The sequence below is a fragment of the Lysinibacillus parviboronicapiens genome (assembly GCF_003049605.2).
In the GTDB taxonomy this organism is placed as follows: Bacteria; Bacillota; Bacilli; order Bacillales_A; family Planococcaceae; genus Lysinibacillus; species Lysinibacillus parviboronicapiens.
Map to the genome: position 1 here is coordinate 2074183 of NZ_CP073713.1, position 11788 is coordinate 2085970.

At 39.5% G+C, this 11788-nt stretch carries 15 protein-coding genes and 1 pseudogene; 10 read left to right on the forward strand and 6 right to left on the reverse strand.

The features are described from left to right. Positions 1 to 201 precede the first annotated feature (201 nt). From C9J31_RS09785 to C9J31_RS09800, 4 genes are all read right to left on the reverse strand, one after another. Complete coding sequence (locus tag C9J31_RS09785; protein WP_107948957.1) at positions 202 to 918, reverse strand: LutC/YkgG family protein; 717 nt, start codon at positions 916 to 918, stop codon at positions 202 to 204. After that, positions 918 to 2345, reverse strand: coding sequence for a LutB/LldF family L-lactate oxidation iron-sulfur protein (locus C9J31_RS09790; RefSeq protein WP_107948959.1), 1428 nt, complete (start codon positions 2343 to 2345; stop codon positions 918 to 920). Before C9J31_RS09790 ends, C9J31_RS09785 begins: the two co-directional genes overlap by 1 nt. A gap of 116 nt (positions 2346 to 2461) precedes the next feature. Further along, positions 2462 to 3178 (reverse strand): (Fe-S)-binding protein, encoded by a 717-nt coding sequence (locus tag C9J31_RS09795; RefSeq protein ID WP_107948961.1) that lies wholly within the window; start codon positions 3176 to 3178, stop codon positions 2462 to 2464. Positions 3179 to 3775: 597 nt separating this feature from the next. Then, on the reverse strand, positions 3776 to 4504 hold the full coding sequence (locus tag C9J31_RS09800) for a FadR/GntR family transcriptional regulator (protein ID WP_107948963.1): 729 nt from the start codon (positions 4502 to 4504) through the stop codon (positions 3776 to 3778). A gap of 583 nt (positions 4505 to 5087) precedes the next feature. Here C9J31_RS09800 and C9J31_RS09805 point away from each other — a divergent pair. The 5 genes and pseudogenes from C9J31_RS09805 to C9J31_RS09825 all read left to right on the forward strand — a co-directional run. Further along, positions 5088 to 5237, forward strand: a pseudogene (locus C9J31_RS09805) (biotin/lipoyl-containing protein); the annotation flags it as partial. Between the two features lie 276 nt (positions 5238 to 5513). Continuing rightward, positions 5514 to 6224 (forward strand): cytochrome c biogenesis CcdA family protein, encoded by a 711-nt coding sequence (locus tag C9J31_RS09810; protein ID WP_054768149.1) that lies wholly within the window; start codon positions 5514 to 5516, stop codon positions 6222 to 6224. 34 nt (positions 6225 to 6258) lie between these two features. Beyond that, positions 6259 to 6645, forward strand: coding sequence for a response regulator (locus C9J31_RS09815; protein WP_054768150.1), 387 nt, complete (start codon positions 6259 to 6261; stop codon positions 6643 to 6645). 25 nt (positions 6646 to 6670) lie between these two features. After that, on the forward strand, positions 6671 to 7168 hold the full coding sequence (locus C9J31_RS09820) for a CcdC family protein (RefSeq protein ID WP_107948967.1): 498 nt from the start codon (positions 6671 to 6673) through the stop codon (positions 7166 to 7168). Between the two features lie 178 nt (positions 7169 to 7346). Continuing rightward, a complete protein-coding gene (locus C9J31_RS09825; protein WP_054768152.1) occupies positions 7347 to 7538 on the forward strand; it encodes a hypothetical protein in 192 nt (63 codons plus the stop codon). Positions 7539 to 7614: 76 nt separating this feature from the next. Here C9J31_RS09825 and C9J31_RS09830 read toward each other — a convergent pair whose 3' ends face one another. After that, on the reverse strand, positions 7615 to 8055 hold the full coding sequence (locus tag C9J31_RS09830; RefSeq protein WP_193767047.1) for a DUF2621 domain-containing protein: 441 nt from the start codon (positions 8053 to 8055) through the stop codon (positions 7615 to 7617). A 111-nt stretch (positions 8056 to 8166) separates the two neighbouring features. Between C9J31_RS09830 and C9J31_RS09835 the strand changes: the two genes are divergently transcribed. The 5 genes from C9J31_RS09835 (at position 8167) to C9J31_RS09855 (ending at position 10621) form a co-directional block, all read left to right on the forward strand. After that, complete coding sequence (locus tag C9J31_RS09835) at positions 8167 to 8382, forward strand: DUF1659 domain-containing protein (protein ID WP_107948969.1); 216 nt, start codon at positions 8167 to 8169, stop codon at positions 8380 to 8382. Between the two features lie 32 nt (positions 8383 to 8414). After that, positions 8415 to 8639 carry a DUF2922 domain-containing protein gene (locus tag C9J31_RS09840; RefSeq protein ID WP_107948971.1) on the forward strand — a complete coding sequence of 75 codons (225 nt, stop codon included), beginning with the start codon at positions 8415 to 8417 and terminating at the stop codon, positions 8637 to 8639. Between the two features lie 188 nt (positions 8640 to 8827). Then, positions 8828 to 8950 carry a YvrJ family protein gene (locus C9J31_RS09845; protein ID WP_107948973.1) on the forward strand — a complete coding sequence of 41 codons (123 nt, stop codon included), beginning with the start codon at positions 8828 to 8830 and terminating at the stop codon, positions 8948 to 8950. A 102-nt stretch (positions 8951 to 9052) separates the two neighbouring features. Continuing rightward, positions 9053 to 9658: an SCO family protein gene (locus C9J31_RS09850; protein ID WP_054768154.1), complete on the forward strand. Its 606-nt coding sequence runs from the start codon at positions 9053 to 9055 to the stop codon at positions 9656 to 9658. A gap of 426 nt (positions 9659 to 10084) precedes the next feature. Then, entirely contained in the window at positions 10085 to 10621 is a 537-nt protein-coding gene (locus C9J31_RS09855) for a DUF1572 family protein (protein ID WP_107949167.1), read from the forward strand. Positions 10622 to 10889: 268 nt separating this feature from the next. On the opposite strand, the gene C9J31_RS09860 is transcribed toward C9J31_RS09855, so the two are convergent. Then, positions 10890 to 11444 carry a delta-aminolevulinic acid dehydratase gene (locus C9J31_RS09860; protein ID WP_107948975.1) on the reverse strand — a complete coding sequence of 185 codons (555 nt, stop codon included), beginning with the start codon at positions 11442 to 11444 and terminating at the stop codon, positions 10890 to 10892. Positions 11445 to 11788 lie beyond the last annotated feature (344 nt).

Genomic DNA, 11788 nt, shown 5'->3' on the forward strand with positions numbered 1-11788 from the left:
CCTAATAGATTTTTGCTCTAATAGGCGCGCAATCATATACTATATGGCATTTTTAAAAAGGTGTAAGGTTGTATGACAATACGAGGATAGGAGTTTTTCACTTGAACCTTACATCTTTTCGATTAGCAGACCAAAAAAGCCCGATTGCTGCGACTATCAATCAGTGGGGGAAAGGCAAGCCCCCGCTGACTAAAGTTTCACTTATTGATCTTCAATTACAATATAAGTGGCTTTAATAGGGCCGTGTACGCCAACGACGAGTATCATTTCAATATCCGCAGAGTTACTAGGCCCTGTGATGAAATTGACGCACGAAGCAACTTTTTCCCCGCTGTGCATTTTTTCTCGTATCCAGCGTGCCGCTTGTGTCATTCGTGGGACGATAGTACTTTTAGGAATCAGAAAGATAGATTTTTCAGGTAAAAAACTTACAGACCTGCCTTTATCTTTGTCGCTAAATAGCACCGCCGTGCCTGATTCGGCTAGTGTCATTTCACTAATGGTCATACCGATGTTGGCTTTTTCGGCTTGTATAATGTTTTCTTCAGGTTGTGCAGAGTTCCAAACGTAAAGATCGATGTTTGCTTGTGGCCATTGTTCGTTCATTAACTGAGACAATCCATATTTTTGGAAGCGGTCATCTTTCCACGTGATTACGGAGCGGCCACCAAAACTGTCGACGACTGTTTGGAGGGCATCCGCAAGATTTGCGGTATTTGTGATGACTACATTGGTATTGATATTTAGGCATTGCTCTTGTAATACTGCTACTAATTCGTCCTGAGTTGCATCTTTTAGGACACGATCTTGGGGTTGATATTGCCAAATTGGTTGTTCTATATTTTTTGTAGGTGTTCGCCCTAGCTGATGGGCAATTTTATTTAAAAATGGATCGCGGTTTTCAATGATACCCTTCATTATTCTTCGCCTCCTATTGGACGTTTTTTGAACCAATCACGGAAATTTTCTTTGTTTGGTGCTGGAAAATCTCTGTCTGCTGTCCACGCTTTCAATGGGCCTGGACCGTTTGAAATCTTATTATCTTTGGTAAATGGAGACATCACTGGCGAGGCCATTTTTGTCGCCATTTTAAATAAGGATGGGGAGGCAGCGCCAAAACCAAATGCTTTCATTAATAGCTTTTCAGAAACAGGTGCTTTTCCCTCGTTTTCCACTATGACTTGACGATGCTTATGAATAAGTTGATGCAACGGGATTTTCACTGGACAAGCGTCCGTACAAGCACCGCATAATGTGGAAGCGTACGGTAATTCTTTGAAATCTTCATAGCCTCCTAGTAATGGCGATAGCACGACGCCGACTGGGCCAGAGTAAATAGAGCCATAGGTATGCCCACCGACATGACGGTAAACCGGGCAAGCATTGACACAGGCCGCACAACGAATACATTGTAGGATTGGTTGGAATTCTCCGCCTAAAATGTCTGAACGTCCGTTATCGACAATGACTAAATGGAACTCCTCTGGTCCGTCCGTATCACCTTCATCTTTTATGCCTGTTAATGTTGTAATATAGCTAGTTAGCTTTTGTCCAACCGCACTTCTTGTTAACAGACTGACGAGTACTTCCATCTCTTCAAAGGTAGGGACAATTCTTTCCATCCCCATAACAGTAATTTGTGTTTTTGGTAAGGCTGTCACTAAATCAGCATTTCCTTCGTTTGTGACAAGTGTAATGGAGCCACTTTCTGCGATGGCGAAGTTACAGCCTGTAATGCCAATATCTGCGGTTAAGTACTCATTACGCAATTTTTCACGAACATAAAGTGCGAGCTCTTCTGGTTTTTCTGTCTTATCGTAGCCTTGCTTGTCTTTAAAAACATCACGAATTTGCTCTTTGTTTTTATGCAGGGCAGGTACAACAATATGGGAGGGAGGTTCATGGTCATCTACCTGTAAAATGTATTCACCAAGGTCAGTCTCAATCACTTCACAGCCAAGTTGCTCTAGTGCTGCGTTTAAATGAATTTCTTCTGTGACCATGGATTTTGATTTTACGATTTTTTTGGCCTGTTTTTCCTTCGCGATTTGTTGGATATAGGCTGTCGCTTCTTGTGCTGTTTGCGCGAAGAAGACATGACCACCTCTTTTTGACACGTTTTCGCTTAATTCATATAAGTAATAATCTAAGTTTGCTAGCACATGTTGGCGAATTTCTTCACCATGTGAGCGCCATTCCTCCCAATGGCCCAGTTCGTCCGCTTGTTTGAGGCGGCGGGTTTGGAACCGTTCTTGTGCGCTTGATACGGCCCCTCGCATAAACGTATTTGTTAATTCTTTAGAAACCCGATTTTTAAACGGATCATCACTAGTTTTCATTGACATCTGATACCCTCCTTGGAGATGATTAGTGTGTATGTGAATGGGTTATTAGTGCCTAGCTTAGTACTCAGCCCAATGCGTCGTGGAGCTATAATAAGTGGCTTTTGCATAGTAGTTGTTTATCGACAGTTTAGAACTTCTGCAATATGCATCACTTTTATTGGTTTGCCTTGTCGATCAATTCGACCACCGATATTGATTAAACAACCAGCATCAGCACCAATTAAAATATCAGCACCTGTTTCTTCTACATTTTGTACTTTTTCACTTACCATTTGCCCTGAAATATTGCCCATTTTTACTGAAAAGGTGCCGCCAAATCCACAGCAACGCTCTTTTCCTGGTAGCTCTATATACTGTAAGCCTTTCACATGGCTTAACAATGTCATGGGTGCTTCTTGCACACCTAGCAATCTCGTCATATGGCAAGAAGTATGATAAGTTGCTGTACCTTCTAAATGAGCACCAACATCTTCTATTTTTAATACATCTACAATAAACTCAGTGAATTCATATGTCTTCGTAGCTAATGCTTTGGCTTTTGGTTCCCAAACAGCATCGCCTTTAAACACTTCTGGATACTCCTTAAACATATAGGCACATGAACCAGAAGGGGAGACTACATATTCTGCATGTTCGAAAGCCAGTATCATTTTTTTCATTGCATTTTTTGACTCTTGCACATAACCACTATTGTAAGCTGGCTGTCCACAGCAAATTTGATTTTCTGGAAAGTCTATCGTACAGCCTAGTCTTTCTAATACTTCTACGACTGCTTTTCCTACATCTCCTTGAAACATATCGACTAAACAAGTCGCAAAAAGTGTTACTTTCATGTTCATCGCTCCTTTAATACAGCTTTTCCCCTCATCACTATCAAATCAACTGGTCATCAGATGACTTAGGTGGTGAATATATTGTTTTTATAATACTACAACTTTTCAGACGAAAGAAAGTGTTTATATTAAATTTTCTAAAAATAAAAGCTTTAAAAAAAAGGTTTACAGAGACGACTCATACATAAAATCTGGTGAAAACTTGAATTTCACTACCTTCAAAAACGACAAAATCCCCTGAGAGGTGATACGCTCGGGGGATTTTGTCTACCGTCTGCGTGGCCTATTTTACATGGACGTATTCATCATAAATATTCGTACTTGGGGGAAAATTTTCTCTTGTTTTTGGCGCGCAGGCGGCCGAGTGTTGCTGACGGTATTCGCCTTTCGCTACAGAGCAAAGCTTCCTGCAGGAACAGCACGTATGGAAAATCAATTTTTTTGACAATCCGTTCTGTGGAAAGGGAGCAACTGGAACCCGAAATCAACGGTTTCTTACTATGTATTTTACAAAGAAAAAAGACTGTTGGCAGACCTAAAAGGAATTTGAGTTTGCCTACAGTCCGAGCTTCCCATCATAGAAGAGGCAAGCCCTTATTAGTTGATAGACTCTGTCCGTTCAAAGTATTGCATGAGTACTTTCTCCACATTACTTAGATGCGAAGCCATGGTTTGTTTCGCTAATTCTTCATTTTGATGTTTAATAGCAAGGAAAATTTGCATATGTTCATCATATAATTTTTCACTCGTCGTTTTTTTAGAGAACAACCATAGACGTCTTGTTTCTCTCATAGTTTCAATCATTAAACCAGAAACTTGATCTAATAAAGTTGCTAGAAGGGGATTTTGAGAGGCTGTAGAAATTGCTGAATGGAACTGAAAATCTACTTTTTCTCCAAGTTCGCCATCACCTTGTACACGTTTCATTTCGTCCAAAATTTGCATCATGGCTTGCAAATCTTCTTCTGTTCGATGCATCGCAGCACTTGCAGCAGCGCCAACTTCAATAATTTTGCGGATTTCTAGCAGGTGGGAGACATCTTGTTTATTAGTTAACATAGCTGTCGATAAGGGGAAATCAAGTTGGTTGGCCCGAATACTTTTGACAAAGGTGCCCGAACCCTGTTTAATTTCGATTAAGCCCATCGCTTTTAAAGCAGATAGTGCCTCTCTGATAGCAGACCTGCTTACTTGTAACTGTTCGGCTAATTGTTCTACCGAATCTAGTCGATCTCCGGGCTTTAATTCGCCAGCTCGAATTTTTTCATAGAGGATTTCTGCGACTTCTTCATATATTTTTTTTGGTTTAATTTTCTTTAATTCCAAGGAACTACACCTCATTTGTTTCTGTCAATTGCAGTAATGGTAGCTTTATTATACATGATGGTTTGTAAATTACTCACTGATAAATGTCATGCGTGTGAATTAAAGAAATATAAAAATTAGTAACTATATCGTAACATATATTCATCAGATGACCTAATCTCCTGTTGTGAAATATGTGGATGAAATGAAAGGATTGTCTCTTTGTTTATCCACCTATTTTTTACCGAAAGGGGGGAAGTGTCAGCCATAGGTATTTTTTGCGTGGATGTAACGTCACAATCGCTGCTAGATATGATGACAACAGAGCGTTAACCATTGATGAAACTACATAAAGACGAATTTAATGTGGAGATAAATTAAATTTTGGAGTATGAAATTTGACGTTCACACAAGATTTTACAGGCGGTCGGTGGCGGTTTAGCTTGGTCAGCTATCGTCACAATCATTCTAATTCTTTACTTTTTTGGGCGTTTGCAAATAAAAAATGAAAGGCTATGGAGTAACGACATAGCTTGTATCGTTAGTGTTAACTGTAATCGCTTTTGAAATTGCTGGGTGGCACTGTGATTATGTCTGCGAACCAAGCATGAAAATGGAAACAACGGTACAAGCATCAAAGGATGGGGTGGTCAAAGAGGTATACGCCACTGTATGTGATGCGATTTTAAGGAGAGATTTATTGATTGTATCGACTTGCATTATAATAGAAGGAACGAAGCAGATTTTAATGTGATGCCAAAAGCACTGTTAACGATGCGCTACACCTTGCAGGGTTATGACGGGATCGTCTCGGGATTTTTCGAGGCGCTCACGTCTTTTGTCATGATGCTGTGAACGTTGACAGAAAAGGGGCTAGCGGTGCATAATGCAAAAGGACCTTTCAACGTGTTATAACACTTCACGGTTTCAACATGATTTCGCCATGAAACGTTCACAAACAGGAAGGGCGCATTTTACCTAGTTTTTTGGTACGATGGAGGCAGTAACTGTAAGGAGCGAATAATAAAATATGGAAACTGATATTAACGTATTTTTAGCCTTTGGTGCTGGATTTTTAAGTTTTATCTCACCATGTACACTCCCACTGTATCCTGCATTTTTATCATACATAACGGGCATGACATTAGATGAGCTAAAATCCGAGCGAGGCATGATGCAAAAGCGTGCTATTTTGCACACACTATTCTTTTTACTAGGCTTCTCGATTATTTTCATCATGATCGGGCTTGGTGCGTCATTAGCTAAAGAGTTTTTCCTCAATTATCAAACATTATTGCGTCAAGTGGGCGCTATTTTAATCGTCGTTTTTGGCTTAATGATTGTCGGATTACTACAAATTGATTTCCTCATGAAGGATCGTAAATTCCAATTTCAAAACCGACCATCTGGCTATTTTGGATCGGTATTAATTGGTTTAGCCTTTGCGGCAGGATGGACACCGTGTACAGGTCCAATATTAATGTCGATTATTTCACTGGCTGGCGCAAACCCAAGTTCAGGCTTTAGCTATATGTTTGCCTATTATTTAGGCTTTGCGATACCATTTTTCGTGCTGTCTTTCTTTATTTCACGCATGACTTGGATTCGAACACACAGTCAGAAAATCGTGAAAGTTGGCGGTTATATTATGATTGCCGTGGGGATTTTATTATTCTTTGACGGTTTAACGTATATCACGCGTATGTTAGAGCCTATTTTTGGTGGATTTACAGGCTTCTAATCTGCTAAACTAAAGTGGCATACTGTACTTTAACGTGGAAGGAGATGAACACGTGCCTACAGTTTTAGTAGTGGATGATACGCTATTTATGCGTGTTGCAATAAGTAATATGTTTAGTGAATGGGGTTATGAGGTCGTCGGCAAGGCGGTCAATGGTAAGGAAGCTGTAGCAATGTATCGTGAGTTACAACCAGACCTTGTAACAATGGATGTAACAATGCCCGTTATGACAGGTATTGCAGCTGTAAAGAAAATCATCCCCGAATTTCCGAATGCAAAAATTATTATGGTTACAGCTCTAGGTCAACAAAAATTAATCGTTGAAGCAATTGAAAGTGGTGCGAAAGATTTTATCACAAAACCTTTCGAGCCAGAAAAATTAAAGGCTGTAGCAGATCAATTAGTTGGTCAAAGTTGTTAATTTGACATTAGAGGAGGATTTTTACATGTTAAGCAATATACCTTCTCAATATTATGTAATCGGTTCGACCATAATGGCCATTTTGATGGGTAGTTTTGTAATGGTCATACGTATGAGAGCTTCCAAAAAGCCAACAAATGAGAAGAAAATTATCATTCCACCTATCGCGATGTCTTCAGGTGCGTTAATGTTTTTATTTGAACAATTTAGAGTACCGCCAATGCAAATATTAGAGGCTACTGCTGTCGGGATGGTGTTCTCAACCATTTTAATAGCTACTTCTAAATTTGAAGTAAAAGGTCAGGATATATATTTAAAACGTTCAAAAGCCTTCGTTTTTATTTTAATCGGACTTTTAGTTTTCCGCGTTATGGCGAAAATAATTTTAAGTAGCTCCATAGATGTCGGTGAGTTAGCGGGCATGTTCTGGATTTTGGCATTTGCTATGCTAGTACCTTGGCGAATTGCCATGCTCATGCAATATAAAAAAATAAAGAAAACAGTACCGTTAAAGGTTATGTAATGCAAAGAAAGTGCACTAGCGTATACGCTAGTGTGTTTTTTTATGGATAGACTAGCAGAACTGACGGATAGAGTCGTTGATCCGGCGGATAGATCAGCACAACCGCCGAATAGACCTGCTTTCAAGATTTACTTATGCTATACTAGGAAGCACGTTAAAAAGTGAGGAGTACGACAAGATGAAATATTTTAAACCACAGATGCAACAGCTCGTGAAAGAACATCGTGAACTGCATGACCAATTAAAGAAGCTTATGGCTGAAATGGATTTACAAAAGAATTATGCATTAAAAGCGCTGTATCATGCTGAGGTAGCCGACGGTGGGCGTTATCAGCAAGATTATCAGGCACTGGATCATCTTTTTAAGTAGTAATACCTGTTGCCGATTAGCAGAGGCATGACCAATACAAAAAACCCGCACTTGCCAAAAAGTGCGGGTTTTCGTATTAATCAAATAAGTGCTCGTACGGGGATACGTCGATTTGCATCTGATCTAATTTTTTACGTAAAAATTTATGGTCACGCTTCGGAGTTGCTTGAATATAGCCGCGAATAATTAAGTCGTTGTCTATAGCTTTCGCTTTTTCCTCTAAAGCAAGTTCCCCAATTTTCCCCGCAATTTTCTCTTTGGCTACTTGTCTGAATAACTCGGGTACAGGGCTTACAAGTTCATATAAGAACTCCTTTTCAGGTTGTCCCCATAAATGAATCGTTTTATCTAAATAAAATTCTTGCCAATCTAAATCTGATTTGCCATCCTGCTTTGGCAATGCCTTCAAAAACTTACGGAACATGAAAAATCCACCAATGCCCATTAAGGATATAAGGACGACTACCCAAAACAAGATAAACCATAAAAACCAACCTTCTAACTGCAAACCGTTCACCTCTTTACCTTCTCTGACTCTATTATAAAAGCTTGGCCCAAAAAATTCATCCTTATTGTCCCTCTTTTTACAATTTGTCAGTATATATTCTGTAGAAAGGGGGTGGGGTATATGGCAAATACAATATTTTTAGGTGCCACACTGCGCTTAAAGTATATTGTTGGTCACGATGAGCACAACGAGCCGAAGTTTTCTACAAAAACGTACCAAAATCTTAACGGTTCGCATTCCAATGTGGACTTACTGAATGTAGCAAAGGCAATGGCAAGTCTCTCATCCCAGCCATTAGACAGTGTCGTAAAGCAAGAAACAACAGATTTATCGTAACCGAACACACGAAAAACAAGGAGGTGAACATCATGACCCAAGTACTAGAACTGCAATTCGAAACAACCATGGGGAAAACAGCGACAATTACGATTGATGCACCGAAGCCAAATATTACAGCATCGGACATTCAACAGGTCATGGCAACGATTATTGCGGGAAACGTTTTTGAAGTAAGAACAGGTGCTTTTGTTGCGATAAAGGGAGCCCGCATCATTGATCGTCAAGTTTCAACATTCGACTTAACTACTGTGTAATTCAAAAATGGTCTTTGCGGAATTAACTGCAAGGGCCATTTTTAAATCGCAAGGCATTGCGCTTCCTTCAGTGAACATTGTGAAGCTCTTCTGCTAAAAAGCGGAGAGACGAGAGGTCAGTAGCCTATGCTATAGCACGAGTTTGCTAAAAAGCGTACATGCACTTTCTATAGTGGGGGGAAGTATAGATGGAACAATGGTTGAATATGATATCAGATATTGGCTTTCCAATTGTAGTGTCGTTTTATTTATTACACCGCGTGGAAGTAAAACTGGATGCGATTCATGATGTGCTTGTCTCATTAAAGTGAAATTGATTTCACAAAGATGTACGAAAGCTGTCACGTCGAGTGGTTGTCAACGCTTACACCATTCGATAAGATGAAGGTAATGTAAGTAGGGAGTGTGTTAATATGAAAAATAAAGTAACGGGGCTTGTGCTACTACTTGTGTTAGCAACAGTACTTAGTGCATGTGGCAATGTGAAGTTTAAGGCAGATTATAGTATGGAAATGCAAGATTTTGAGCATGTCAATCAACGTGGAGAAAAAGTCTCTTTAGACAGCTTGAAAGGGAAACCATGGTTGGGTATGTATGTTTTCACAAATTGCACTTCAATTTGCCCACCAATGTCATTTAATATGACACAAGTACAAGAAAAGTTAAAAGATAAAGGAATAGAAGATTATAATATTGTGGCCTTTTCAATTGACCCAGAAGTGGATACACCCGAAGTATTAGCAGATTATTTAGCACGTTATAATGTGCCAGATGATTCGAAATGGAATCTTCTTACAGGTTATGCGCAGTCATATATTGAGCAATATGCACAAAAATCAACGAAAATATGGGTGAAAGATGATCCGAACAGTGACCAAGTCATCCATGGATCTCAATTTTTCTTAGTCGATAAAGATGGTGTCCTCGTGAAAATGTATAATGGTTATTCTGAGGATGAAGATGTACCAATTGATACAATCGCTGGGGATATAGAAACATATATTGAAGAAAATTTATAACAGAATGCGAGTGCTATTGTTACGTAGCACTCGCTTTTTTTGTTGCTCCACCCATTATTCTAAACCTTCTCGCTGGCATCGACATAGGCTTTATCATCAATGGTTATATCAAAAAAAGCATTCGGGACACGTCATTAATAAGAAAGTTGGAGTACAAGTGAACTGCCACAAACTTACCTTTACGGGGTGTTTTTTTGTTAAGCATCGTTTATAGTAGGACAAAATGTTTGCACGTACGGAGATTTATGCTCGTAAGTGACCGAACTAACAATGAATAACTGGAAAGGTTGTTGCTATAAAAGATAGAAGTATTTTTGGGGGGTGGAAAATTTTTCTGTCAATGAATTCTGCTACATTCGTCCTTCGTTTATAATTGTAGAGGTAAGCGTAATGTTACAGCTTAAGGAGAAGGAGAGATGTGGTTGTATGAGCATAGGTGAAACTTATTTAAAAGTTGTACTAGAAAGATTTACGAGGGTCAAAGCTGATGGCGATAAAACCATCGCTCAATTAAACAATGAGCAATTGCATTGGGCCTTTAATGAAGATTCGAATAGCATTGCCGTTATTGTCAAACATGTTAGTGGTAATATGATTTCTAGATGGACGGATTTTTTAACGACGGATGGCGAGAAAGCTACAAGGAATCGGGATGATGAATTTAATGATAGTATTGACTCGAAAGAAGCGATACTAGCGACATGGGAAAAAGGCTGGCAAGTGTTTCTGGATGTACTTCAGGGGTTAACCGAACAGGACTTATTAAGGTCAGTGATGATTAGAGGACAGCAACATACGGTCATAGATGCCATTGAAAGACAAATGGCCCATTATGCTTCACATGTTGGTCAAATTGTCTACATTGGCAAGCAAATCAAGGGCGATGAATGGAAGACGTTAAGTATTCCCCGAGGACAATCCCGAGCGTTTACAGAAACGATGTTGAAAGCGCATCAAAAATAACAAAGAGCCGCCTCCCTAAAGTGTTGGCGGCTTCAGCCTATAGACAAACTCAACAAAGAAAGCGAGTTTGTCTACAGGCTTTTCTCTTTTACAGCAACCGCTCGTCTGGCGAGCACCAAGCGCTCGGGTCAACTGGGGTGAAGTTGCAGAAGCGGAATGGAAACGCAAAAAATCGTAGCCTGTTAAGGGGGCCACGATTTTTTGCTATAGTCTGTACAATGTGCTTGCTTGAATCTACTATTATCGTGATGGAATAATTATAGCAGCATTAAGGTAAATACAGCTGATACATAGCAGTCTCTTCATCAATCGATTGGGCGATGTCAAATGCTTGTTGCTGTGTTTTATGATGATTGATGATTTCGTACATATACCTTGTTAGAAACATGACATTGGCATTGCCATCTATGTAATCAGCAGGACCTAAATATGACGCGCAACCACTTGTAAGAAATGCGTCCGCTAGTTGTTTATCGCCTAATGTACAACCACATGCAATGACCTTTACATCTTGTAGTTTCGAATAATGTAAGACCTCTTGATGACCGAAGAATTCACCTCTCGGCTCACCATCCTCATAGACGTCCTCTCCAAGTTCGGGTAGACAAAATCTTCCTTCATCTCCATGAAAATTTAAGATCAAATAATCCATTTTGTCCTCTCGATCTTCACCAGACAGAACATCAACCAAGTCACTTGGTCGTCCTATCCAATGAACCGTAACCCTTGCGCCGAAATACTCAAGCATAGAGCGTAGCGCGTACGATTCCATATCACAATCTGGCCCAACCACTAAGCTCACATATAACTCTGGTTTACTCATGTGTTTACCCCTTCCTTTATTGCAAGATAGATTTAGTTTACTGCTATAAAGTCATTATAAGATGAGTTATCCTAATTTGGAAATATAATGAATACTTGGTTTGCGATAAGGAGAGAACCGGTAGCAAAGGCGGTCGGGTTTTAGCGAGCAATTGAAGAAGCTAAGCGATCTAACTTTTAATAACTAGTAAAATACTCCTTAGAAAAGTCAATATATTTTGATAGGAGTTTTTATTTTTGTCAAATATTAGATTTTATTTGTTAGAAAAGTAATGAGTGTGTAGGAGGATTCGCCAACTTGCGCTATACTCAATATGCTAAATACAATAGCGGAATAGAGGGGTC